Source organism: Pseudomonas sp. BNK-15 (assembly GCF_047456105.1).
In the GTDB taxonomy this organism is placed as follows: domain Bacteria; phylum Pseudomonadota; class Gammaproteobacteria; order Pseudomonadales; family Pseudomonadaceae; genus Aquipseudomonas; species Aquipseudomonas putida_E.
This window is the reverse complement of record NZ_CP179898.1, coordinates 1,607,081-1,631,246: the sequence shown is the minus strand read 5'-3', so window position 1 is coordinate 1,631,246 and position 24,166 is coordinate 1,607,081. Positions and strand designations below refer to the sequence as shown.

General features: G+C 62.0%; 24 protein-coding genes and 1 tRNA gene. 10 read left to right on the top strand and 15 right to left on the bottom strand.

The genetic code is table 11. The features are described 5' to 3' along the window. Positions 1-129: 129 nt before the first annotated feature. From ACMGF5_RS07435 to ACMGF5_RS07420, 4 genes are all read right to left on the bottom strand, one after another. A tRNA-Phe gene (locus ACMGF5_RS07435) sits at positions 130-205 on the bottom strand. Positions 206-295: 90 nt separating this feature from the next. Beyond that, a complete protein-coding gene (locus tag ACMGF5_RS07430; protein ID WP_012316680.1) occupies positions 296-568 on the bottom strand; it encodes an oxidative damage protection protein in 273 nt (90 codons plus the stop codon). Next, positions 565-1,632: an A/G-specific adenine glycosylase gene (mutY, locus tag ACMGF5_RS07425; protein ID WP_414157681.1), complete on the bottom strand. Its 1,068-nt coding sequence runs from the start codon at positions 1,630-1,632 to the stop codon at positions 565-567. Before mutY ends, ACMGF5_RS07430 begins: the two co-directional genes overlap by 4 nt. Next, positions 1,629-3,872: an AsmA family protein gene (locus ACMGF5_RS07420; RefSeq protein ID WP_046788300.1), complete on the bottom strand. Its 2,244-nt coding sequence runs from the start codon at positions 3,870-3,872 to the stop codon at positions 1,629-1,631. Before ACMGF5_RS07420 ends, mutY begins: the two co-directional genes overlap by 4 nt. A gap of 370 nt (positions 3,873-4,242) precedes the next feature. Here ACMGF5_RS07420 and ACMGF5_RS07415 point away from each other — a divergent pair, with 370 nt between their 5' ends. The 6 genes from ACMGF5_RS07415 to hisF all read left to right on the top strand — a co-directional run bounded on the left by ACMGF5_RS07415 (position 4,243) and on the right by hisF (position 9,258). Next, a complete protein-coding gene (locus ACMGF5_RS07415; RefSeq protein WP_046788301.1) occupies positions 4,243-5,901 on the top strand; it encodes an OFA family MFS transporter in 1,659 nt (552 codons plus the stop codon). Between the two features lie 232 nt (positions 5,902-6,133). Beyond that, positions 6,134-6,727, top strand: a complete 594-nt coding sequence (hisB, locus tag ACMGF5_RS07410; RefSeq protein ID WP_012316676.1) for an imidazoleglycerol-phosphate dehydratase HisB — start codon at positions 6,134-6,136, stop codon at positions 6,725-6,727. Continuing rightward, positions 6,728-7,366: an imidazole glycerol phosphate synthase subunit HisH gene (gene hisH, locus ACMGF5_RS07405; protein WP_012316675.1), complete on the top strand. Its 639-nt coding sequence runs from the start codon at positions 6,728-6,730 to the stop codon at positions 7,364-7,366. It begins immediately after the preceding gene. Next, positions 7,367-7,627: a DUF2164 domain-containing protein gene (locus ACMGF5_RS07400; protein WP_012316674.1), complete on the top strand. Its 261-nt coding sequence runs from the start codon at positions 7,367-7,369 to the stop codon at positions 7,625-7,627. A gap of 112 nt (positions 7,628-7,739) precedes the next feature. Continuing rightward, positions 7,740-8,477, top strand: coding sequence for a 1-(5-phosphoribosyl)-5-[(5-phosphoribosylamino)methylideneamino]imidazole-4-carboxamide isomerase (gene hisA, locus ACMGF5_RS07395; protein ID WP_012316673.1), 738 nt, complete (start codon positions 7,740-7,742; stop codon positions 8,475-8,477). 10 nt (positions 8,478-8,487) lie between these two features. Then, on the top strand, positions 8,488-9,258 hold the full coding sequence (gene hisF / locus ACMGF5_RS07390) for an imidazole glycerol phosphate synthase subunit HisF (RefSeq protein ID WP_012316672.1): 771 nt from the start codon (positions 8,488-8,490) through the stop codon (positions 9,256-9,258). 111 nt (positions 9,259-9,369) lie between these two features. Here hisF and choV read toward each other — a convergent pair whose 3' ends face one another. The 3 genes from choV to ACMGF5_RS07375 form a co-directional block, all read right to left on the bottom strand. Further along, positions 9,370-10,548 carry a choline ABC transporter ATP-binding protein gene (gene choV, locus ACMGF5_RS07385; protein ID WP_414157680.1) on the bottom strand — a complete coding sequence of 393 codons (1,179 nt, stop codon included), beginning with the start codon at positions 10,546-10,548 and terminating at the stop codon, positions 9,370-9,372. Next, entirely contained in the window at positions 10,545-11,393 is an 849-nt protein-coding gene (choW, locus tag ACMGF5_RS07380) for a choline ABC transporter permease subunit (RefSeq protein ID WP_177010808.1), read from the bottom strand. Before choW ends, choV begins: the two co-directional genes overlap by 4 nt. Before the next feature lie 81 nt (positions 11,394-11,474). Beyond that, complete coding sequence (locus ACMGF5_RS07375; RefSeq protein WP_046788304.1) at positions 11,475-12,422, bottom strand: choline ABC transporter substrate-binding protein; 948 nt, start codon at positions 12,420-12,422, stop codon at positions 11,475-11,477. Between the two features lie 441 nt (positions 12,423-12,863). Between ACMGF5_RS07375 and ACMGF5_RS07370 the strand changes: the two genes are divergently transcribed. Further along, complete coding sequence (locus ACMGF5_RS07370) at positions 12,864-14,240, top strand: L-serine ammonia-lyase (RefSeq protein ID WP_115273097.1); 1,377 nt, start codon at positions 12,864-12,866, stop codon at positions 14,238-14,240. A 391-nt stretch (positions 14,241-14,631) separates the two neighbouring features. Then, entirely contained in the window at positions 14,632-15,738 is a 1,107-nt protein-coding gene (locus ACMGF5_RS07365) for a GlxA family transcriptional regulator (protein ID WP_115273096.1), read from the top strand. 129 nt (positions 15,739-15,867) lie between these two features. Here ACMGF5_RS07365 and ACMGF5_RS07360 read toward each other — a convergent pair whose 3' ends face one another. The 5 genes from ACMGF5_RS07360 to choX all read right to left on the bottom strand — a co-directional run bounded on the left by ACMGF5_RS07360 (position 15,868) and on the right by choX (position 19,841). After that, on the bottom strand, positions 15,868-16,125 hold the full coding sequence (locus ACMGF5_RS07360; RefSeq protein WP_039604371.1) for a hypothetical protein: 258 nt from the start codon (positions 16,123-16,125) through the stop codon (positions 15,868-15,870). 254 nt (positions 16,126-16,379) lie between these two features. Further along, positions 16,380-16,853 carry a thioesterase family protein gene (locus ACMGF5_RS07355; RefSeq protein ID WP_119687912.1) on the bottom strand — a complete coding sequence of 158 codons (474 nt, stop codon included), beginning with the start codon at positions 16,851-16,853 and terminating at the stop codon, positions 16,380-16,382. Between the two features lie 10 nt (positions 16,854-16,863). After that, positions 16,864-17,829 carry an L-carnitine dehydrogenase gene (locus tag ACMGF5_RS07350; protein ID WP_414157679.1) on the bottom strand — a complete coding sequence of 322 codons (966 nt, stop codon included), beginning with the start codon at positions 17,827-17,829 and terminating at the stop codon, positions 16,864-16,866. A gap of 16 nt (positions 17,830-17,845) precedes the next feature. Further along, positions 17,846-18,730 carry a 3-keto-5-aminohexanoate cleavage protein gene (locus ACMGF5_RS07345; protein ID WP_414157678.1) on the bottom strand — a complete coding sequence of 295 codons (885 nt, stop codon included), beginning with the start codon at positions 18,728-18,730 and terminating at the stop codon, positions 17,846-17,848. Positions 18,731-18,896: 166 nt separating this feature from the next. Then, the gene (gene choX / locus ACMGF5_RS07340; protein ID WP_046787502.1) at positions 18,897-19,841 is read right to left on the bottom strand and encodes a choline ABC transporter substrate-binding protein; all 945 of its coding nucleotides are present in this window, start codon (positions 19,839-19,841) and stop codon (positions 18,897-18,899) included. A gap of 144 nt (positions 19,842-19,985) precedes the next feature. On the opposite strand from choX, the gene ACMGF5_RS07335 reads away from it, so the two are divergent. Continuing rightward, positions 19,986-20,933: a GlxA family transcriptional regulator gene (locus tag ACMGF5_RS07335; protein ID WP_115273093.1), complete on the top strand. Its 948-nt coding sequence runs from the start codon at positions 19,986-19,988 to the stop codon at positions 20,931-20,933. Positions 20,934-20,935: 2 nt separating this feature from the next. On the opposite strand, the gene ACMGF5_RS07330 is transcribed toward ACMGF5_RS07335, so the two are convergent. The 3 genes from ACMGF5_RS07330 to ACMGF5_RS07320 form a co-directional block, all read right to left on the bottom strand. Further along, positions 20,936-21,553, bottom strand: a complete 618-nt coding sequence (locus ACMGF5_RS07330; RefSeq protein WP_125925149.1) for a hypothetical protein — start codon at positions 21,551-21,553, stop codon at positions 20,936-20,938. Between the two features lie 73 nt (positions 21,554-21,626). Beyond that, a complete protein-coding gene (locus tag ACMGF5_RS07325; protein ID WP_414157677.1) occupies positions 21,627-22,319 on the bottom strand; it encodes a hypothetical protein in 693 nt (230 codons plus the stop codon). Between the two features lie 137 nt (positions 22,320-22,456). Then, on the bottom strand, positions 22,457-22,873 hold the full coding sequence (locus ACMGF5_RS07320; RefSeq protein WP_115273090.1) for a lysozyme inhibitor LprI family protein: 417 nt from the start codon (positions 22,871-22,873) through the stop codon (positions 22,457-22,459). Positions 22,874-23,159: 286 nt separating this feature from the next. On the opposite strand from ACMGF5_RS07320, the gene ACMGF5_RS07315 reads away from it, so the two are divergent. After that, complete coding sequence (locus tag ACMGF5_RS07315) at positions 23,160-24,137, top strand: dipeptidase (protein WP_003257506.1); 978 nt, start codon at positions 23,160-23,162, stop codon at positions 24,135-24,137. Positions 24,138-24,166 lie beyond the last annotated feature (29 nt).

Genomic DNA, 24,166 nt, shown 5'->3' with positions numbered 1-24,166 from the left:
TTAGTTGATGCGGGTCAACTATACGGGGTAGGCATAACAGGATGAGAAATCCCAGGCAACAAAAAACCCGCACTAGGCGGGTTTCTTGTTGTCGCTTCGGGTAACTTTGCAACCACCAGAAGCTGAAGGTGGTGCCCAGAGACGGAGTCGAACCGCCGACACGAGGATTTTCAATCCTCTGCTCTACCGACTGAGCTATCTGGGCGACGAGGTGAATTAAATAGATATCCAGACCGCTCGTCAACGACTTTTTGAAAAAATTTTAAATTAATTCCGTCGCTTACGATTTTTGGGGTCATTCGGCCGGTGGAACGTAACCTTCCGCCTGCGCGTAATCTTCGCCGGCGAAAAACTTGTCCATCTCGCCCTGAAGGTACTTGCGGTCCTCGGCGTTCATCATGTTCAGGCGCTTCTCGTTGATCAGCATGGTCTGGTGCTTCTGCCAGTCGGCCCAGGCTTGCTGCGAGATGTGCTCGAAGATGTCCTGGCCCTTGGCGCCGGGGTAAGGCGGGCGCTCCAGGCCTGGCAGTTGTTCTTTGTATTTGCGGCACATCACGGTGCGGGTCATCGGGCATCTCCTGCAATCAGTTCGTCGGCCGCGCGTTTGAGCAGCTTTTTGACCGGGGCGGCGAGGCCCAGGCGCGGCGGGGTGGTGAGGTTATACCAGAGCCAGTCGGCCTCGGCCACGTGCTGGCCGACCGGGTCGACACGCACCAGCCAAGGCTCGATCGCCAGCTGGAAATGGCTGAAGGTATGGGTCAGGCCGTCCAGCGCGCGGCTTTCGGCCAGGCGCAGGCCATGCTGGTAGGCCAGGTCATCGAGCTGCTCGATGGCGTCCAGCTCGGGCAGGCTCCACAGGCCACCCCAAAGGCCACTGGACGGGCGGCGGTAAAGCAGGATCGCGCCTTCATGGTTGGCCAACAGCGGCATCAGGGTGCGCCGCTGGGGCAGGGCCTTGCGCGGTTTGGGCTCGGGGTAGCGCGTTTCCTCGCCGTGCAGGTGCGCTTCGCAGCCGCTGCGCACGGGGCACAGCAGGCAACTTGGCTTGCTGCGGGTGCACAGCGTGGCGCCCAGGTCCATCATCGCCTGGGTGTAGTGGTTGGCGCGCTGTTGCGGGGTAAAGCGCTCGGCAGTGGCCCACAGGGCATTGGCCACCTTCGGTTCGCCCGGGTAGCCGGCCTGGGCGGTAAAGCGGGCCAGCACGCGTTTGACATTGCCGTCCAGGATCGGCGCACGGATACCCATGCTGATGCTGGCAATGGCACCGGCGGTGGAGCGGCCGATACCTGGCAGCTCGGTAAGCTGTTCGACACTGCGCGGGAACTCGCCGCCGTGTTGCTCGACGACGATCCTGGCGGCCTTCTGCAGGTTGCGTGCGCGGGTGTAGTAACCCAGGCCGGTCCACAGGTGCAGCACTTCGTCTTCCGGGGCGTCGGCCAGCGCCTGCACGGTGGGCAGGGCCTGCATGAAGCGGTCGAAGTAGTTCAGCACGGTGCTGACCTGGGTCTGTTGCAGCATGATTTCCGACACCCACACCCGGTAAGGGTTGATGCCCTGTTGCCAGGGCAGGTCGTGTCGGCCGTGCTGGTCGTACCAGTCCAGCACGGCGCTGGAGAACTGCGCAGGGCTCATCGCTTGAACAGCCCCTTGAGCGCGTCTTTCAATTCTGGGCTCACTTTGTCTCCGAGTTTTTCATCGAGCTTTTCATCGATCTTGTCTTTGAGGCGGTTGCCGGCCAGTTTGGCGGCAACCTTGCCCAGGCCGTCCTGGTCCAGGCGGCAGGCCTTGGCGCCAAGCTCCAGCGGGCCACGGCAACGCAGCGGCAGTTCGACGCCGACGTAACGCTCGTTGACCTGGCACGCCGGGTCGGGCATGGCACGCTGGTCACCTTCGACGATCACGCCGACGTTGTAGTCCATGCCCAGCACGCGCAGGTCGAGGTCGCCGTGGCCGTTGACGGTAAGGCCTGGGATGCGCGCCTTGAGGTCCGGGTTGCTGGCCACGCCGTTGCGCACCACCAGGCTGCCGCGCAGTTCTTCGAACGGCGTGTCCTTGCCGCGTGGCTCGCCGCTGAGCGTCTTGCGGTTGAGGGTGGCGATGGCCTGGCAGAGCTGCTGTTCCAGGTTGGCGTTGACCAGCACGCCGTCGTTGATGGTGAAGTTTGCGTTGCCGTTGAGGGTGTCCACCAGTGCCTTCTGGCTGTTACCGGTGGCTGTCAGGTCGCTGGTCAGGGTCAGCAGGCCTTTGACCGGCGGGGCCTGGTCTTTGTCTTCAGCCTTGATGAAGTGCTCCACCGGCACGCGGTTGATCTTGGTATTGACGCCGATCTGCGGCACGGCTGGGCGCACATCTACGGTGCCCTTGGCTTCGAAACTGCCGTCGTAAAGGCCACCGCGCAAGGTTTGCAAGGTGATCAGGCCGCCCTGGCCGTTCGCTTGCAGCTGCGCGTCGCTGATCGGCAGCTTGTCCAGGGTCAACGAGCCGAAGGCCAGGTCGGCCTGCAGGTCGAGCGTGCGAAGTCGGTCCACCGGCAGCAGCTTGTCGTTGCTCCAGGCAACCTGGGTGGGCGCGTTTGGCAGCGGCGAACTGCCGGCACCGGCGATGGCGCTGGCTTCCTGTTGCTTGACCTCGTTCTGGCGCGCTGCGGTGGCACCCTTGGCTGCTTCGCTCTTGGCCGGCATGTAGCGGTCGGCGTCGAACTTGTCGGCCTTGAGCTGCACGCGCAGGGCTTGCTTGGCAAAGTCCTCGACGGCAACGCGGCCGCTGAAGGTGCTGTCGTCGAGTTTTACGGCGAGGTCTTCCAGGGCCAGGCTGCTTGGCGTGCCCTGCAGGCGGCTGACCAGCTCCAGCTTGTTGAAGGCGGCGGGGTCGTTGGTGGCCGGCAGCGGATGGCCGACGCCATCGAGGAAGGTGCGCAGGTCGAACTGGGCGATGGACAGCCCACCGCTGAGCTGCGGCGTCTTGTCCAGGTCGCGCAGGTTCAGCTCGCCAAGGGCGCGCAGCTGGTTGGCCGAGATTTTCAGGCCATTCCAGGAGGCGACGTTGGCTGCCATGTCGACCAACAGCTGGCCTTGGGCCGCGAAGGTCATGGTCTTGCCGGCCAGAGGCTCGCCCGAGGTTTCGCCAGACAGGCGCATGTCCTCGAAGTTGTAGCGCTTGAGCTTGCGGTCAAAGCGCAGCTCGCCGGCAAGTTCGGTGCGTGCCTTCATGTTCGGCTGGCTGGCGCTGAGGAAGGCGCTGGCCTTGAGCGGGATGTTCGCGCCCTCGTGAATCGGGCCGGTGCTCAGCTGGATGCTTTCGGCGCTGTAGCTCTGGCCGGTCTTGGCATCGCTGAAGTGCACACGGGCGTTGTTCACGGTCAGGCTGTCGATGTCGAGCTTGACCGCACGTTCGCTGCTGCCCTCTGCAGGTGCGCCGGGCTGCTCGGCAGGCGCAGGTGCACTGGCGGTTGGGTCGGTTTGCGCAGGCAGCGGCTTGCCGATGTCTTCCCAGTTGCCATGGCCCTGTTCATCACGGTTCAGGGTCAGGTTCAGGCCTTCGACGCGCACATCGCTCATCTGCACTTCACGGCGCAGCAGGGGCAGCACGCGTACCGACAGGCCAAGCATCTGCAGGTCGGCGAACGGTTCCTTGGGCTTGTTCAGGGTGGCGATGCTGGCTTCGTGAAGCTCCAGGCCCAGCCACGGGAACAGGCTCCAGCCGATGTCGCCATTGAGGGTCAGCTCGACGTGGGCCTTGTCGCGCGCCAACTGGCGGATCTCGTCTTTATAGTCGTTGGGATCGAAGAGGTGGGTCAGGGCGAAGCCCAGCGCCACGATGATCAGCAGCAACCCGAGAAGCCCCAGTCCCAGGAGTTTGCCGAACGCTTTCATGGGCGAGTCCTTGTAGTCCGTATTTGATTTTCAAGCGCCAGAGTATAGCGCCGCAGTGGTATGCCCAGAGTATTCGACAAGAGATACAGAGCATTTCCTACCAATTGATCAGGTGTTGTGGCTTTCGACAGTTGTGGTTTGGGCAGTTCCTTTTTGCTGACTTGGCAGCAATACCGATTCAGCCGGGCAAAAAATAACGATATCAGATTGCTTTCATGTCATAGGCGAACTGGTACTCTTTCGCCGCCTGCGAAGCGGCCGCGACGTATTGTCGCGGGACGTTGCCCTGAAACGGCCGAGCCTTACGTGCAACCAGAAGAGCCGGGCATTCAATGCGCATGCATCGTCTACCTACATAAGGATCACATCCATGAACAGCAGTATCACGGCAGGAGCGGTGGCCAGCGCGCCAAGCTTCCTGTCGAAGGAGCGCATCATCGCCCGCCCGGGCTTCAACCGCTGGTTGGTACCCCCGGCCGCGTTGGCCATCCACCTGTGCATCGGCATGGCCTACGGTTTTTCCGTCTTCTGGCTGCCGCTGTCCCAGGCCATCGGCATCACGGCCCCGGTAGCGTGCTCGGCGGACATGGGCTTCATTGCCCGCATGTTCAGCGCCGAGTGCGACTGGCCCATTTCCATGCTGAGCTGGATCTACACCCTGTTCTTCGTGTTCCTCGGTTGCTCGGCAGCGGTGCTGGGCGGTTGGCTGGAACACGCCGGGCCGCGCAAGGCTGGCCTGGTGTCGGCCCTGTGCTGGTGCGGCGGCATGCTGATTTCGGCAATTGGCGTGAAGACCCACCAGCTATGGCTGATGTGGCTGGGCTCCGGCGTGATCGGCGGTATTGGCCTGGGCCTGGGCTACATCTCGCCGGTTTCGACCCTGATCAAGTGGTTCCCGGACAAGCGCGGCATGGCCACTGGCATGGCGATCATGGGCTTTGGCGGCGGCGCCATGGTCGGTGCACCGTTGGCCACTGCGCTGATGGGGCACTTCGGCAATGAGCATGAAGTGGGTGTGTGGCAGAGCTTCGTGGTGATGGCGGCGATCTACTTTGTGTTCATGACCGCAGGCGCCCTGGCGTACCGCGTGCCGCCGACCGGCTGGAAGCCTGAAGGCTGGACCGCGCCGGTGAAGAAAGCCAATGCGATGGTCACCGACCGTCACGTGCACGTCAGCGTTGCCTGGAAAACCCCGCAGTTCGCGCTGATCTGGCTGGTGCTGTGCCTGAACGTTTCTGCGGGCATCGGCATCCTGGGCATGGCGTCGCCACTGCTGCAGGAAGTGTTTGCCGGCAAACTGCTGGGCAACGAGCTGCGCTTCAGCGAGCTGAACGCTGCACAATTGGCGCAGATTGCCGCCATTGCCGCTGGCTTCACCGGCCTGCTCAGCCTGTTCAACATCGGCGGGCGGTTCTTCTGGGCATCGTTCTCGGACTACATCGGTCGCAAGAACACCTACTTCGCCTTCTTCGCCCTGGGTGTGGGCCTCTACAGCCTGGTGCCGAACATGGGCCACCTGGGCAACGTGGCACTGTTCGTGGCGGCGTTCTGCATCATCCTGTCCATGTACGGCGGTGGTTTCGCCACGGTGCCGGCCTACCTGGCCGACCTGTTCGGTACGCAGATGGTCGGTGCCATCCACGGTCGCCTGTTGACGGCCTGGGCCGCTGCCGGTGTGCTGGGCCCGGTGCTGATCACTTACCTGCGTGAGTACCAGTTGGCGGCGGGTGTGGAACGTGCGGCGGCTTATGACATGACCCTGTACATCCTCGCTGGCCTGCTGGTGCTGGGCTTCGTCTGCAACCTGCTGGTGCGCCCGGTGGCCGACAAGCACTTCATGAGCGATGCCGAGCTTGCGGCCGAGCGTGCCCTGAGCCACGACAAAGGCGCCGACGGCGCGCGTTCGCTGGAGTGGCATGCTGCGCCTGGCAGCCTGCCGCTGGTGCTGATCGCTTGGGCGGTGGTGGTGATTCCGCTGGCCTGGGGGGTGTGGATTACCCTGCAGAAGACGGCGGTGTTGTTCCACTGAGGTGCATGACAGCCAGCTGACTGGCTGGCTGTGATGGCCTTATCGCCGGCAAGCTGGCTCCTGCAGGTTGCTCCACCAAGCATGAGTTGTGGGGGGCATCTGGGGGCCGGCTTGCCGGCGATCGGGCTGCAGAGCAGCCCCTTGCAATGCCATATGTCATCCGCGTTCCAAGCTTGAGCGTTCTGGGCCTATAATGGAGCCCTTTTCGCCCAATGATTTTGCGGAGCTGGTGATGGTCGAACGTAAGGCTTCCGTCGAGCGCAATACCCTGGAAACCCAGGTCAAGTGCTCGATCAACCTCGATGGCAGTGGCAAGGCCCGATTCGATATCGGCGTGCCTTTCCTTGAACACATGCTCGACCAGATTGCCCGACACGGGCTGATCGATCTGGATATCGAGTGCAAGGGTGACCTGCATATCGACGATCACCATACCGTCGAAGACGTCGGTATCACGCTGGGCCAGGCATTCGCCCAGGCCATCGGTGACAAGAAAGGCATCTTCCGTTACGGCCATGCCTATGTGCCGCTGGACGAAGCGCTGTCGCGTGTGGTCATCGACTTCTCCGGCCGCCCAGGCCTGCAGATGCACGTGCCGTACACCCGCGCCACCGTTGGCGGCTTCGATGTCGACCTGTTCCAGGAGTTCTTCCAGGGCTTCGTCAACCATGCCTTGGTTACCCTGCACATCGACAACCTGCGTGGCCACAACACCCACCACCAGATCGAAACCGTGTTCAAGGCCTTTGGTCGTGCCTTGCGCATGGCCGTGACCCAGGACGAGCGCATGGCCGGGCAGATGCCATCGACCAAGGGATGCCTGTAAATGCAGACGGTAGCCGTAATCGACTATGGCATGGGCAACCTGCACTCGGTGGCCAAGGCGCTCGAGCACGTCGGCGCCGGCAAGGTGCTGGTCACCAGCGATGCTGCGGTGATTCGCGAGGCTGACCGTGTGGTGTTCCCGGGCGTGGGCGCGATTCGCGACTGCATGGCCGAAATCCGCCGCCTGGGCTTCGACAGCCTGGTGCGTGAAGTCAGCCAGGACCGGCCGTTCCTGGGCATCTGTGTCGGCATGCAGGCGCTGCTGGACCACAGCGAAGAAAACGACGGTGTCGACTGCATCGGCCTGTTCCCTGGCCAGGTGCGCTTCTTCGGTAAAGACCTGCAGGAAGGTGGTGAGCACCTGAAAGTGCCGCACATGGGTTGGAACGAAGTCACCCAGGCCGTCGACCACCCGCTGTGGCACGACATCTCTGATCGTGCGCGCTTCTATTTCGTGCACAGCTACTACATCAATGCCGGCAAGCCGGGCCAGGTGGTCGGCCGCGGCCATTATGGCGTCGACTTCGCTGCCGCGCTGGCCGAGGGCTCGCGCTTTGCCGTGCAGTTCCACCCGGAGAAGAGCCATACCCATGGCCTGCAGCTGCTGCAGAACTTCGTCGCCTGGGACGGGCGCTGGTAAATGAGCAGGTCGAAGACCAAGGCCCCCGTCATCACCCTGGCCCCCGAGCAGGAGCGCGAAGCGCTCGACACCCTCAAGCGCTTCCTCGAAGACCGCTTCGAGCTGCAGCTGGGGTCGTTCGAGGTGGCCGAGGTCCTCGACGTGTTCAGCAAAGAGATTGCACCCCATTACTACAACAGGGCGATTGCCGATGTTCAGCTGCACCTCAAGGAGCGGTTCGAGAGCATCGAGAGCGACCTGTGGGCGTTGGAAAAAAGCTGAAAGCTTCAAGCCTCAAGCTGCAAGCCAAAGCTGGACCGCCATCGAAAACACGACGCGCATGCTTGCAGCTTGTCGCTTGCAGCTTGCCGCTTGAATTGACGAAGGAAAGAGCATGCTGATTATCCCCGCTATCGATCTGAAGGACGGTGCCTGCGTGCGCCTGCGCCAGGGCCGCATGGAAGACTCCACGGTATTTTCCGACGACCCGGTGAGCATGGCCGCCAAGTGGGTCGAGGGTGGTTGCCGCCGCCTGCACCTGGTCGACCTCAACGGCGCCTTCGAAGGCCAGCCGGTCAACGGTGAGGTGGTCACCGCCATCGCCAAGCGTTACCCGAACCTGCCGATCCAGATCGGCGGCGGCATCCGGTCGCTGGAAACCATCGAGCACTACGTCAAGGCCGGCGTCAGCTATGTGATCATCGGCACCAAGGCAGTCAAGCAGCCAGAGTTCGTCGCCGAAGCGTGCAAGGCCTTCCCCGGCAAGGTCATCGTCGGCCTGGACGCCAAGGACGGTTTCGTCGCCACCGACGGCTGGGCTGAAGTGAGCTCGGTGCAGGTCATCGACCTGGCCAAGCGTTTCGAGGCCGATGGCGTCTCGGCGATCGTCTACACCGACATCGCCAAGGACGGCATGATGCAGGGTTGCAACGTGCCATTCACCGCAGCGCTGGCAGCGGCCACCTCGATCCCGGTGATCGCCTCGGGCGGCATCCACAACCTGGGTGACATCAAGACCCTGCTGGACGCCAAGGCCCCAGGCATCGTCGGTGCCATCACTGGCCGTGCCATCTACGAAGGCACCCTCGATGTTGCCGAGGCCCAGGCCTTCTGCGACAACTATAAAGGCTGAGGACTGAACCATGGCACTGGCCAAGCGCATCATCCCTTGCCTGGACGTGGACAACGGCCGGGTGGTCAAGGGCGTCAAGTTCGAGAACATTCGTGATGCCGGCGACCCGGTGGAAATTGCCCGTCGCTACAACGAGCAGGGTGCCGACGAAATCACCTTCCTCGACATCACCGCCAGCGTCGATGGCCGCGACACCACCCTGCATACCGTCGAGCGCATGGCCAGCCAGGTGTTCATCCCGCTGACCGTGGGCGGTGGCGTGCGTACCGTGCAGGACATCCGCAACCTGCTCAATGCCGGTGCCGACAAGGTTTCGATCAACACCGCTGCGGTGTTCAACCCAGAGTTCGTGGGTGAGGCTGCCGACCGTTTCGGTTCGCAGTGCATCGTGGTGGCCATCGATGCCAAGAAGGTGTCAGCGCCCGGTGAAGCGCCGCGCTGGGAAATCTTCACCCATGGTGGGCGCAAGCCGACCGGGCTGGACGCCGTCGAGTGGGCGAAGAAGATGGAAGGCCTGGGGGCCGGTGAGATCCTGCTGACCAGCATGGACCAGGACGGCATGAAGAACGGTTTTGACCTGGGCGTGACCCGCGCCATCAGCGATGCGCTGGGCATTCCGGTGATCGCTTCGGGTGGTGTGGGTAACCTGCAGCACCTGGCTGACGGGATTCTGGAAGGGCATGCCAGCGCGGTGCTGGCGGCGAGCATCTTCCACTTCGGTGAGTACACGGTGCCGGAGGCCAAGGCCTATATGGCTGCACGCGGTATCGTCGTTCGCTGATGGATTGTTGGGAGGGCTTTGCCCTCCTTTCGCGACACAAGGCCGCGCCTACAGATCCCCGGTAGGAGCGGCCTTGTGTCGCGAAAGGGCCGCACAGCGGCCCCAGTTGCATCACCCGTGGTTCTTCCCAAGCAGCGCGTGGTAAAGCTCGGTATCCCCAAGTATCCCCACCACCTTGTCGTTATCCTGCAGCACCAGCTTGTTGCCGGTCTGGTAACGGATCTGCAGCGCCTCGCGCATGCCGATATCGGCGTTGACCAGCGTAGGCCGGCGTTCCAGCAACTCGACATCCTCCCCTGGCGCCCAGTTCTGCAGGTCCAGCCCGTTCTGCCCCTGGCGTGCACGCTTGAGCGAGCCGCCTTCGCCCAGGTCCAGCCACGAGTCGATGCCTGGGTCCAGGCACACCGAACCGTTGATCCGCTTGCAGTTGTCCAGGGTGCGCATCAGGCTGCGGCCGCACAGCACGTTCAGCGGGTTGGTGTGGGCCACGAAGGTGCGCACATACTCGTCCGCCGGGTTGAGCACGATCTCCTCGGGCTTGCTGTACTGGATGATCCGCCCGTCCTTCATGATGGCGATGCGGCTGCCCAGCTTGAGCGCTTCGTCCAGGTCGTGGCTGACGAACACGATGGTCTTGTTGAGCTTGCGCTGCAGCTCCAGCAGCTCGTCCTGCAGGCCCTGGCGGATCAGCGGGTCGAGGGCAGAGAACGGTTCGTCCATCAGCAGGATGTCGGCGTCCATGGCCAGCGCCCGGGCCAGGCCCACGCGCTGCTGCATGCCGCCGGAGAGTTCCTCCGGCTTCTTGTTGCGCCACTGGGTCAACCCCACCAGCTCGAGCTTCTCGTCGACCAGCTTGCGCCGTTCCTTTTCAGGGCGGCCCTGCATTTCCAGGCCAAAGCTGATGTTCTCGCGCACCGTCAGCCAGGGCATCAGGGCGAACTTCTGGAACACCATGGCGATGCGCTTGGTGCGCATCATCTTGAGCTCCGCCGGGGTGCAGTGGGCAATGTCGATGTGCTGGCCTTCGTGCTCGACGAACAGCTTGCCGCGGCTGACGGTGTTCAGGCCGTTGATGCAGCGCAGCAGGCTCGACTTGCCCGAACCGGACAAGCCCATCAGCACACAGATCTCGCCCTTGTTGATGTCCAGGTTGGCCTTTTCGACGCCGACCACAAGGCCGGTCTGCTTGAGGATCTGCTCGCGGGTCTTGCCCTGGTCGAGTAGTGCCAGGGCCTCGCGCGGCTTGTTGGAGAAGATGACGTCGACGTCTTCGAAACGAATGATGCTCATGCTTCACCCCTTGCCGTGACTTCCGGTTGCTTGCAGATACGGTCGAGCATGATGGCCAGCAGTACGATCGCCAGGCCCGCTTCGAAGCCCAGGGAAATATCGGCGGTGTTCAGTGCGTTGACCACGGGTTTGCCCAGGCCGTCGGCACCCACCAGGGCGGCGATCACCACCATCGACAGCGACAGCATGATGCACTGGGTGACACCGGCGGCGATGCTGGGCATCGCGTGGGGCAGTTCGATGCGGGTCAGCAACTGGCGCCGCGAGCAGCCGAAGGCCTTGCCGGCGTCCAGCAGCTCCTGCGGGACGTCACAGATGCCCAGGTAGGTCAGGCGAATCGGCGCGGCGATGGCGAACACCACCGTGGAGATCAGCCCAGGCACCACACCCAGGCCGAACAGGGTCAGGGTAGGGATCAGGTAAACGAAGGTCGGCACGGTCTGCATCAGGTCGAGCACCGGGCGCATCACGGTGTAGAACATCGGTTTATGCGCGGCGACGATACCCAGCGGCACGCCGATGGCCACACAGACCACGGTGGCAAAGGTGACTTGTGCCAGGGTTTCCATGGTCTCCTGCCAGTACCCCAGGTTGAGGATCAGCAGAAAGGAGAGGGCGACGAACACCGTCAGTGCCCATTTACGCTGGATCAGGTGCGCGAGGGCGGCGAACAGGGCGATGAGGACGAACGGGTTGAACCAGGTCAGGGTGCTGGTGACGCCATGGATCATGAATTCCAGGCCTTGGGCGATGGCGTCGAAGTAATCGGCGCCATTCTGGGTCAGCCATTCGACGAATGACGCGATGTACTGACCCAGGGGTATTTTCTGATCGATAAGCATGATAGCGAGCTTCCACCTGCAAAGATTGAAATCAGTCCGGGGCGAGCACGGTCCCGCCCCGCGGTGTTGCCTTGGCGTCTTGCGTTATTGCGTCAGTTTGGCTTTGGCCGCCTCAAGGCCGGGTTTGCCGTCCACGGTGGTCACCCCGGCGAGCCAGGCGTCCAGCTTGCCTGGGTTGTCCTTGAGCCACTTCTTGGCAGCTGCCTCGGGTTTCATCTTGTCGTCCAGGACATAGCCCATCATGGTGCTTTCATCCTTGAGCTCGAACGACAGGTTCTTGAGCAGTTGCCCTACGTTGCTGCACTCCTGCACATAGCCCTTGCGGGTATTGGTCAGCACGGTTGCCTTGCCCAATTCGGGGCCGAAAAAGTCGTCCCCGCCGGTCAGGTACTGCATCTTGAAGCGGGTGTTCATCGGGTGAGGTTCCCAGCCTAGGAATACGATCGCCTCCCCGCGCTTCTGCGACCTGTCGACCTGGGACAGCATGCCGGCCTCACTGGACTGCACGATCTTGAAACCGGCGTCCTTCAGGCCGAAGGCGTTCTTGTCGATCATGCTCTGGATGGTGCGGTTGCCGTCGTTGCCCGGTTCGATGCCGTAGATCTTGCCGTCCAGTTCCTTCTTGAACTTGGGAATGTCGGCAAAGTCCTTGAGGCCCTTGTCGTACAGCGACTGAGGCACGGCCAAGGTGTACTTGGCGTTTTCCAGGTTGGCGCGCACGGTTTCGACAGTACCGGCATCACGGTACTGCTTGATGTCGTTCTCCATGGTCGGCATCCAGTTGCCGAGAAACACGTCCAGGTCCTTGCCGGTGGCCAGCGACTTGTAGGTCACCGGTACCGAGATCATGGTGGTGTGGGTCTTGTAGCCCAGTGCTTCGAGCACAACGCTGGTGGTCGCGGTGGTTACCGTGATGTCGGTCCAGCCGACATCAGAAAAACGTACCGTCTGACACTGCTCGGGTTCTGCGGCCTGGGCCAGCAAGGGGGCGGACAGCAACGCGGCCAGCAACAGCGAGGGTGAACCTTTCATGGATGGACTCCTGTGATTTTATCTTCGGGTTCGCGAGGGCTGCCGGGCTTTCTCAGGGTCCGGTCAACCAGGCCTGCAGAGGGCAGGATGCGAGGCCGTGCAATACGAGTCGCTTTTGATAATCCACCAGCGCCGGGCAATCGCCTACTGGTGGGGTCGTAACCAGTACGGAACGGGTCGCTTTGAGTACTGGCGATGTCGCATATGGCTTTTTCCTCCCCTGCCTGCGTATTTTTCAGTCATCAGAGCGCCCGAAAGCGGCGCACATACAGCTCAAACAGCGCGGCGCTGCTGGACAAAAGTACGTCGGTTGCAGACGGCGAAGGGGGGCGTAAAAGCCCGATGATGCGTGCATTCGTGGCGGCTCGCAGCTTCAGCCTAGCAGTTGCCCCGCCCTGCGCATGGCGCGCAGAGACAAGCCCAGCAAGAGGTGTAGCGACAATGGCCATCAGCGTGTTCGACCTGTTCAAGATCGGAGTCGGGCCCTCCAGCTCCCATACCGTCGGCCCCATGCGTGCAGGCGCCCTGTTTGTTCAGGGGCTGCGTGAGCGCGGCGAGCTTGAGCAGGTGAAAAGGGTGCAGGTGCGGTTGTACGGTTCGCTGTCGGCCACCGGTATTGGCCACGGCTCTGACCACGCCACCATCATGGGCCTGATGGGCGAATGGCCGGACGCAATCGACCCGGCCCAGATCGTCCCACGCATCGCAGACCTGCGCGAAACCAACACCCTGAAGCTGGATAACCGGTTGCCCATCGAATTCGTCTGGGCCCGTGACATGCTGCTGCTGGACGAGAACCTGCCGTACCACCCCAATGCCATGACCCTGATCGCCGAAGGCGAGCAGGGCGAGCTGCACCGTGATACCTACTACTCGGTGGGAGGTGGTTTTGTGGTCGACGCCGCCCAGGCCGCCAGTGGTGTGCTGGATGCCGACCAGACGGTACTGCCGTACGATTTCAACAGTGCCGCAGAGCTGCTGCGCCTGTGCAAGCAAAACGACCTCAGCGTGTCGCAATTGATGATGGCCAACGAGAAGGTCTGGCGCAGCGAGCAAGAGATCCGCACCGGCCTGCACACGCTCTGGCAAGCCATGCAGGAATGCGTGCACAACGGCCTCAAGCATGAAGGCACGCTGCCCGGCGGGCTGAACGTGCGCCGCCGCGCGGCCAGGCTGCACCGCAGCCTGCAGGAGATCGGCAAGCCCAATGTGATCGGCTCGACCATGAGTGCCATGGAGTGGGTCAACCTGTTCGCCCTGGCGGTCAACGAAGAGAACGCCGCGGGCGGGCGCATGGTCACTGCGCCCACCAATGGCGCGGCAGGCATCATCCCGGCGGTGCTGCACTACTACATGCGCTTCAGCGATGAGGTCGACGAGTCCAACGTGGTCGACTTCTTCCTGGCCGCCGCCGCAGTGGGCATCCTTTGCAAAAAGAATGCATCGATTTCAGGTGCCGAAGTGGGTTGCCAGGGTGAGGTCGGGTCAGCGTGCGCCATGGCGGCGGCGGGCCTTGCCGAGGTGCTGGGGGCGACCCCGCCGCAGGTGGAGAACGCCGCCGAGATCGCCCTGGAGCACAACCTTGGCCTGACCTGCGACCCGGTCGGTGGCCTGGTGCAGGTGCCCTGCATCGAGCGCAACGCCATTGCGGCTGTAAAAGCCATCAACGCTGTGCAGATGGCCCTGCGCGGTGACGGCGAGCACTTCATCTCCCTGGACCAGGTGATCCGCACCATGCGTGACACCGGCGCCGACATGCATGACAAGTACAAAGAGACCTCGCGCGGCGGCCTGGCGGTCAGCGTCATCGAATGTTGATGCGCTGACTGTGCGCTACGCTCGTCAGGACGCCCCGTTTTGGGGCGTCTTCGCATCAGCCGATCGTCGGGTGTCGCGATCAGTGTTGCCATTGTCGGTGACACTAAACAGTGTCGTTTCTGGGCAACCTGCCTTGAGCGTGTCACCAATTTGCTCATAAGTGACACGCAAAGGCGCTGGCCCGCCGGTTTGAGTTTTTTACACAACCCGACCGCCGAGCCGGAATTGCTGAAAAAAGGCGTCGTTTTTGGGTTTTTTTGGATGGCCGTTCAATTTCAGGCACGGCCCTTGCGTTGAGATTGGTAAAGCCCCCGCACATGAACCGGGGCCATGACAAAAAAAATAGTGCCCGCCTGAGGCACGCCCTGTATTTGTGTGAGGAGAAATCGCGATGACGTCGTACACCTCCGGGAATCCAACCCAGAACCGCACAGCACCCCAGTCCATCGGGTTTCTCCTACTGGACAACTTCACCCTGATTTCACTGGCATCGGCCGTCGAGCCGCTGCGCATGGCTAACCAGCTTTCGGGCCGTGAGCTGTATCGCTGGCACACGCTGACCGTCGATGGCGGCCAGGTCTGGGCCAGCGATGGCTTGCAGATCACCCCGGACGCCGCCATCGCCAACGCCCCTCCCATCGACACCGTGATCGTCTGCGGTGGCGTCGGTATCCAGCGTTCGGTCACCCGTGAGCATGTCACCTGGCTGCAGGCCCAGGCCCGTCAGTCGCGCCGTTTGGGCGCTGTGTGTACCGGCAGCTGGGCGCTGGCCTGTGCCGGCCTGCTCGACGGTTTCGACTGCAGCGTGCATTGGGAATGCCTGGCGTCGATGCAGGAGGCATTCCCGAGGGTCAACATGAGCACTCGCCTGTTCACCCTCGACCGCAACCGCTTCACCAGCTCTGGCGGCACCGCGCCGCTGGACATGATGCTGCACCTGATCAGCCGCGATCATGGTCGCGAACTGTCGGCGGCCATTTCGGAGATGTTCGTCTACGAGCGCATTCGCAACGAACAGGACCACCAGCGCGTGCCGCTCAAGCACATGCTGGGCACCAACCAGCCGAAGCTGCAGGAAATCGTCGCGCTGATGGAGGCCAACCTGGAAGAGCCGATCGACCTCGACGAACTGGCCGTGTACGTGGCCGTGTCACGTCGCCAGCTTGAGCGCCTGTTCCAGAAGTACCTGCATTGTTCGCCGTCGCGCTATTACCTCAAGCTGCGCCTGATTCGCGCGCGGCAATTGCTCAAGCAGACCCCGATGTCGATCATCGAAGTGGCCTCGGTGTGCGGCTTCGTGTCCACCCCGCACTTCTCCAAGTGCTACCGCGAGTACTTCGGCATACCGCCGCGTGATGAACGAGTAGGTTCGAATACTGCACAACAGGTAGCGATGATGCCGATTCCGCAGGCCATGACTCTGTCGCCGCACAGCGGGCCGATGGCTGCATTGAGCCAGGCGCGCAACGAGTCGACCTTTGCCAGTGTGAGGCTCTGACGTCCCGGGGCTGCTTTGCAGCCCAATCGCCGGCAAGCCGGCTCCCACAGGTTCACCACCAAGCCTGAGATTGGTGTGAATCTGTGGGAGCCGGCTTGCCGGCGATGAGGCCAGTACAGAAATACGCGATCAGGCGCGCTTGTTGAAACTTGCAAGCGCTGGCAGCAACTGCTTGTCGATCGCCTGGCGCACCGCCGGCAGAATCGTCGCACTGCCCGTGTACATTTGCTCGACCATGCCCTTGAGCGCCCGCGCGTTAGGCTCGGTCAGCCCACGCACCACCGCCTCGCAGGCCTGCTCGGCACTGGCCCCGGCAGGGATGTCGAACCCGCGCGCGCGCAGTTGGCCGGCGAGGTCGTCCTGATCAATCAAATCCGCATGCATCATGGCTGTTGTCCCTTTTATCGCGAAAAGAGTGCTGCTGTGATTTACGACCGATTCTGTGTCGCCAGCGACACGGCCGCAACCACAGAATGCCGGCATGACTGCTTTGGCTAAGAACAGGTCGTTCCCGGCTAATTCCCAGTGCCGGGAAGATCGCACACTGGCCTCATTCACGGTACCGCAGGGTTTGGTCACCCTCACACATGCACAGTGGATGTTGCTCGCTCTTGGCCCCGCTGGCTCACGGCTTTGCGGGGTTATTTTTTGGGCAGGCCAATCACACGTCCCACATAGGCTGGCGCTGGAAGATGACGCTGTTCATCCACCAGGCCCTGCAGCAATGCCACGCTGCCCTCGCTGAACGGCGCCGCCTTCGGCCCTGCCAGGTCCACATGCAGCAGCATCTGCTCGCTGGCTGCCAGCGCTTCGTCGAACCCTGCGCGGTGCAGGCTGTGGTAAACGTGCAGGCGCTTCTTGTCGAACCCGATGATCTGCGTCTGCACCCACACATCAGTGCCAAGCTTCACTTCATGCAAATAGTTGATGTGCGCCTCCAGGGTGAACAGCGAGTGCCCACTCTGCCCACGGCTATCGGCATCCAGGCCGATGCGCTCCATCAGCGCATCGGTGGCGTAGCTGAAGATCAGCAGGTAATAGGCATCGCGCAGGTGCCCGTTGTAGTCGACCCAGTCCTCCTGGACTGGGGTGCGGTAGGTGATCAGTGCGGGCATCGTGGTCTCCTCAGTCGCTGAACGACATGCCGTGGCTGGCCTTGCTGGTCTTCACCGCTTCCAGCACCGCCAGCAGGGTGTCATCACGATAGCGCTCCAGCGCGGCGATGCTGCGCTCGCCCAGTTGCTCGGCGGTGCCGTCCACCACATCGTCGATCAGCTTGTCGGTAAGCTCCGGTGCCGGCAGGTAGGTCCAGGGCAGTTTCAGCGCCGGGCCGAACTGCGACATGAAGTGGCGCATGCCGGCATCGCCGCCGGCCAGGGTGTAGGTCAGGAACGTGCCCATGAACGACCAGCGCAGGCCAGCGCCGAAGCGGATGGCATCATCGATTTCGCCCGTGGTGGCCACACCGTCGTTGACCAGGTGCAGCGCCTCGCGCCACAGCGCTTCGAGCAGGCGGTCGGCAATGAAGCCGGGGACTTCTTTGCGCACATGTAGCGGGCGCATGCCGAGCGCGGTGTAGATGGTTTTTGCGGCGTCGATCGCCTCAGGCGAAGTACGGTTACCGCCGACGATTTCCACCAATGGCAGCAGGTAGACCGGGTTGAACGGGTGGCCGACCACGCAGCGTTCTGGGTGAGTGGAGGACTCATAGAACTCGCTGGGCAACAGCCCCGAGGTACTGGAGCCGATGATCGCGTTCGGCTTGGCTGCGGCGCTGATCTTTGCATGCAGGTCGAGCTTGAGGTCCAGGCGTTCGGGTGCGCTTTCCTGGATGAAGTCGGCGTCACGCACACATGCCTCGATGGTGCTGACGAAGGTCAGGCGCTCCTGTGCTGCGCCAGGGGCCAGGCCTTGTTTTTCAAGCGCCGGCCAGGCGTTGGCGACACGCTTGCGCAAGGCCTGCTCGGCGCCGGGTGCCGGGTCCCAGGCGACCACATCCAGGCCATGGGCCAGCGCGCGGGCAACCCAGCCGCTGCCGATCACGCCACTACCCAGGGCGGCGAAGGTCTTGATCTCGGTGATGAAAGGCATATCGGACTCCGGGGTATCAGCGGCGTTTGAGGTTCATTTTTTCCCGGCCTTCTGCCGGGGTGAGGATGCGGCCACCCATGCGGGTGATGATTTCGCTCGCGCGCTCCACCAGTTGGCCATTGCTGGCCAATACGCCTTTGTCCAGGTACAGGTTGTCCTCAAGGCCCACCCGTACGTTGCCGCCCAGCAGCACCGCCTGTGCCGCCATGGGCATCTGCATGCGGCCGATGCCGAAGCCGGCCCAGGTGACCTCGGCAGGCAGATTGTCGACCATGGCTTTCATGGTTGTGGTGTCGGCCGGTGCGCCCCACGGTATGCCCAGGCACAGCTGGAACAGTGGGTCATGCAATAGGCCTTCCTTGATCATCTGCTTGGCGAACCACAGGTGGCCGGTGTCGAAGATTTCCAGTTCGGCTTTTACGCCCAGTTCGGTGATGCGTTTGGCGCCGGCGCGCAATTGCGCCGGTGTGGAGACGTAGATGGCGTTGCCGTCGCCGAAGTTGAGGGTGCCGCAATCGAGCGTGCAGATTTCCGGCAGCAGTGCTTCGATGTGGGCCAGGCGCTCCAGCGGGCCGATCAGGTCGGTGCCCGGGCCAAATTCCATGGGCGACTCGCCCGGGCCGATTTCCAGGTCGCCGCCCATGCCGGCGGTGAGGTTGACGATGATGTCCACGTCGGCTTCGCGGATGCGTTCCATGACCTCGCGGTACAGGTTCACGTCGCGGCTGAAACGGCCGGTTTGCGGGTCGCGGACGTGGCAGTGGACCACGGTGGCGCCGGCTTTGGCGGCCTCTATGGCGGACTCGGCGATCTGCTTGGGGGTGACCGGGACCAGGTGGCTCTTGGCGACCGTGTCGCCGGCGCCGGTGAGGGCGCAGGTGATGATGACGTCGTGGTTCATGGTGGTTCCTTGTCAGGGTTGTGGTGGCCCAATCGGCGTAGGAGCGGCCTTGTGTCGCGAAGGGGGCGCATAGCGGCCCTTGGGTTTGTGCAGCGCGCACAGATCCTGGGGCCGCGTTGCGGCCCTTTCGCGACGCAAGGCCGCTCCTACAGGCGATGAGGCCCTGTCAGTTGGCGGTGAGCTTGAGGTTGTCCGCTGCAGGCTTGCCATCGAAGGTGGTTACCCCTTCAAGCCAGCGCGCCTTGTCCTCGGGGTGGTCCTTGAGCCACTGGCGGGCCGACTCCAGCGCGTCCTTGTGGTCGAGCAGCGGCTGCATCATGCGGCTCTCGTCTTCGGCGCTGAATTTCAGGTTGGCCAGCAGGCGATGGGCGTTGGGGCAGCGTTGGGCGTAGTCCGGTGCGGTGACGGTCCACACCGTGGCGCGGCCTTCGTCAGGGCCCAGGGCGTCCTGGCTGTCACCCAGATAGACCATGTCGATGTTCACGTTCATCGGGTGCGGCGCCCAGCCGAAGAACACCACGGCCTGCTTGCGGCGCACGGCGCGGTCGACTGCGGCGAGCATGCCGGCCTCGCTGGACTCGACCAGCTGGAACTTGCCCAGGCCGAACTGGTTCTTGGCGATCATCGCCTTGATCTGGGTGTTGGCGCCGGACCCGGGCTCGATGCCGTAGATCTTGCCGCCCAGCTCTTTCTCGAACTTGTGGATATCTGCGAAGCTCTTCAGGCCTTTGTCGGCCAGGTACTTGGGTACGGCCAAGGTGGCCCGGGCATCTTCCAGGCTGGGTGCGTCGAGCACCTTGACCTGCTGGGCATCGATGAACGGCGTGATGGTCTGGGTCATGATCGGGTTCCAGTAACCCAGGAACATGTCCAGGCGCTTGTCGCGGATGCCGGCAAAGATGATCTGCTGCGAGGCGCTGGTCTGTTTGGTCTGGTAACCCAGGCCGTCGAGCAACACTTGCGCCATGGCGCTGGTGGCGATGACGTCGGTCCAGTTGACCACGCCAAGGCGTACGTTCTTGCAGGCCGCGGGTTCGGCGGCGAAAAGCGGTGTGGCAACGATGCTGCTCAGGGCAAGGGACAACAGGCTGCGGCGGATCAAGCTGTGCATGGTGGCTCTCCATCGGCAGTGCATATTGTTATTGAGGGCGGCCTCTGCGGACCGTGTGAATACGCTACGCTGGCCGCACCTTGGCCAAGCGCACGCTGGCGACAGGAATTAGCACCTGGGCGACCAGTTTCTGTGGAGTAGGGGATGATGGAGACGATTGCCTTTCTGTTGGTGTCGGGTTTTTCCGCCATGGGGTTCATTTCGGCGCTGGAACCATTGCGGGTGGCCAATCGTTTTGGCGGGCCGTTGTACCGGTGGCAGGTGCTCAGCCTGGACGGCGAGGCGGTGCTGGCGAGCAACGGCATGTCGGTCAATGCCGATGCCGCGCTGGGGGAGGGTGAGCCCGCCAATATCCTGCTCGTGGTAGCGGGCTTCGAGCCATTGGCCAATGTCGCGCCGAAGCTACTGCATGCGCTGCGTCGGCTGCACCATGACGCGGTCATGCTGGGGGGCATCGATACGGGGGCGATGGTACTTGCCGAGGCGGGCTTGCTGGACGGCTACCGGGCGACATTGCACTGGGAAGCGCTCGAGGCGTTCAAGGAGCGCTACCCGGGCCTTCAGGCGACGCAGGAGCTGTTCGAGATTGACCGCAGCCGCATCACCTGTGCCGGCGGCACCGCTTCGATCGATTTGATGCTGCACCTGATTGCCCAGTCTCACGGCAGCGACCTGGCGGTAAAGGTGTCCGAGCAGTTCGTGCTGGGTCGTATTCGTCAGCGTCAGGACCACCAGCGCATGCAGATCGGTGCGCGTTACGGTATCAGCAACAAGAAGTTGGTCCATGCCATTGGCGAAATGGAAAAACATACCGAGCCACCCCTGAGCACGCTGGACCTGGCCGCTGCGATCAAAGTGACACGACGCCAACTGGAGCGCTTGTTTCGTATGTACCTAAATGAAACACCCAGTAGTTTTTACCTTGCTCTACGGCTGGACAAGGCGCGTCAGCTGTTGACCCAAACTGACATGTCGGTGACCGAGGTCAGCCTTGCGTGCGGCTTTGAACTGCCATCGTATTTCACGCGGCGCTACAAGCTGAGGTTTGGAAAGTGCCCACGGGAGGAGCGCCAACCTGCGCGTTCAAAATAGCTTCATTCCAGTTTGCGTTTGAGAACGGCTAACAGCTTTTCGCGGTTTCTGGCCTGCAGGTCTTTGCGCAATGACGCGAATTCGCCCATGTTGAAGCGTGCGCCCAGATGGTCAAATATCAGGTTCAACTTCTGGGTGGGTTCGACAGGGTCGGTCTTGCAGTAGACATAGAACAGGATGGCAACGGGAATTTCGTCCCCTTCATGATCCATTTCAATGCTCAGATGTGAAGAAGCGTTCATTACGTTAAAGGTGTGCATTCCCGCAGATTGCATTGCGGCTTTGACGTTTTCTTCAACGCTCTTGAACCAAGGCCCTTTTTCGCGTAGCGGGGGTATATAGCCACTGTACACATCGCTCAATGCGTGCAGGTGCGGCTCGTATGAAATGGCTTGATGCGTATGTTCGAACAACGTGAACTTCAACGATTGCAAGGTGGCGATAACGACCGTGAACCATTGCTCAGGCTGGGTCTCCATCGAGTACTTTTCATTGGCCACGGCCTGTGAATAACGAAGACACAGCTGCAAGTCTTCCCATGTTTCCAGTGTTAGCCATGGCGCGGGCTTGATGTTCAGCCGCTCTTCGAATATTCGGGTGTCCAGGCTTGCATCGCTCATGCGGCATCGCTCCTTGATGAATGCACATGATGGGAACCGGGTACCCGGAAATCCTGATACCCGGCCTCGCTATTTAGATAGCGAGGAAGGCGGCGATGTCGCCTTTGATCTTTTCATTCACAAGATCACGCGCAGCATCGAAGTGACGAACGCTGAACGTACCCTGTTGCGACGCGCGATAGACGCGGGTCGACGCCTTGTCGATTTTGCGGGTCAGGGCGCCTTCACGCTCGATTTTCGAGTCGTAGCTGGCCTGGAAGCTGGTCATGTGCATCACAGGCAAACCTTGTGGCGTCATTTCGCATTGGGCCACTACGAAGTTGCTCGATTTGCCGGATTCGCTATGGCTGTGCTTTTCCAGGTGGGCCTTGACTTCCGGCTTCTGCACGACGATTTGCAGAACACGCTTGGCACAGGCCATGCGACGAGGGTCGCGAGCCACGCTGATGGTGATGGATTTGGTCATCAGCTCTGCCAAGGTCAGGTTGTCTTCATCAATCGCATCTTCGGCATGTGCCGCGCCCGTCATGGTCCAGCCGAACTTGATCAGGCCATCGTTGTAGAAGTTGTACCACTCGCGCTGCTGGGTTTCCTTGTCGAACTTCTTGTTGGCCAGTTCGGTCATCAACCGCATACCTGCCAGGATGTCTTCGGCAATGCCCGCAGGCACATTTTCAGCGAATACGCAGATCGTCTGGCCGGTAGCGGCTACGCGCTCTTGGCCTTCTTTGCGGATTTTTTCCATTTCAACTTTGATGTCAGCCATTTCGGTGTTCCTTGATAGTTGAGGATTCCAAGGCGCACGTTGCAAGCACGTGGCCTTGGCGCACTATCGAGAAATGGCGCAGTGACTATCAGCAGCAGGTTGTTCCTCTGGAGAAGATCTTTCAATCACTGCCTGGATCAATCTTCCGGTGCCGGCTCATCACTGTTCTGCGAGCCCAGGCTGCGCAAATACTCCGATCGCTCATCGCTGCGTTGGGCGACGCAGCTGTTCCATGCCGTCTGGTAGGCCTTGCTGCCTGGCTGTTCGGCATGGGTTTCGACTTTGCAGTCGGCATCGCGCAGTTGGCTCCAGAGCTTTTCGGCGGATTCGATCCGCGACTGCAGGCCAGCTTCGTCGTCATACTGCTCGCGCATGCGTTGAAGCAGGTCGTCGTAGGTCGACTTCAGCTCACGCTCGGCGGTCTGCTTGTTGAATGCCGCACACTCGAACGTCTGCTGGTCGTTCTCGACATTGTCGCAAGGCGTGCTTTCTTCCTCACCGGCCTGGGCCCCGCTCACGACGGCCAGCAGCACCAGCCATGCCATTGATTTCATCCGTTTTCTCCTCAACAGGCTGTCGAATCGCTGGGATTCTCGCTCAGCCAGAGCCCGCGCGATAGGTCCCTGACCAAATGTTCATTTAAGGGCGGCAAAGGGTCGTTATCGAGACTGTCTCGCATCCCCGAACGGCATGCCAGACGCGGTCATGTCGCGCATTGACGCTTTCGGCAAACCCCCTGTCGTTTTTGCATCGGGGCGCCCTTGGGCACAGGCATATGCTGGCCCCAAAGCGCCGGCACAATGTTCGGCACGAACCCACTCAATAAAAGGGGACAGCCTGATGAGCCCAGCCGAGCTTCACGCCGACAGCATCGTTATCGACGGTTTGATCATCGCCAAGTGGAACCGCGAACTGTTCGAGGACATGCGCAAAGGCGGGCTGACCGCAGCCAACTGCACGGTGTCGGTCTGGGAAGGCTTCAAGGCCACCGTCGACAACATCGCTGCCAGCCAGAAGCTGATCCGCGACAACAGCGACCTGGTGATGCCAGTACGTACCACCGCCGACATCCGCAAGGCCAAGGAACTGGGCAAGACCGGTATCCTCTTCGGCTTCCAGAACGCCCACGCCTTCGAAGACCAGATTGCCTACGTGGATGTGTTCAAGCAGCTGGGCGTGGGCATCGTGCAGATGTGCTACAACACCCAGAACCTGGTCGGCACAGGCTGCTACGAGCGTGATGGCGGGCTGTCCGGTTTCGGCCGCGAGATCGTCGCCGAGATGAACCGCGTGGGCATCATGTGCGACCTGTCCCACGTTGGCTCCAAGACCTCCGAAGAGGTCATCCTGGAATCGAAAAAACCGGTCTGCTACTCCCACTGCCTGCCCTCGGGCCTCAAAGAACACCCGCGCAACAAGTCGGATGAAGAGCTGAAGTTCATCGCCGACCATGGCGGCTTCGTCGGCGTGACCATGTTCGCGCCGTTCCTGGCCAAGGGCATCGACTCCACCATCGACGACTACGCCGAAGCCATCGAGTACACCATGAACATCGTCGGTGAAGACGCCATCGGCATCGGCACCGACTTCACCCAGGGCCACGGCCAGGACTTCTTCGAATACCTGACCCACGACAAGGGTTACGCCCGTCGCCTGACCAATTTCGGCAAGATCATCAACCCGCTGGGCATCCGCACCGTCGGCGAGTTCCCCAACCTCACCGAGACCTTGCTCAAGCGCGGCCATTCCGAGCGTGTGGTGCGCAAGATCATGGGCGAGAACTGGGTAAACGTTCTCAAGGACGTCTGGGGCGAGTAAGCCGCTCTCCAAGCCTTAAGGCCCCGGCC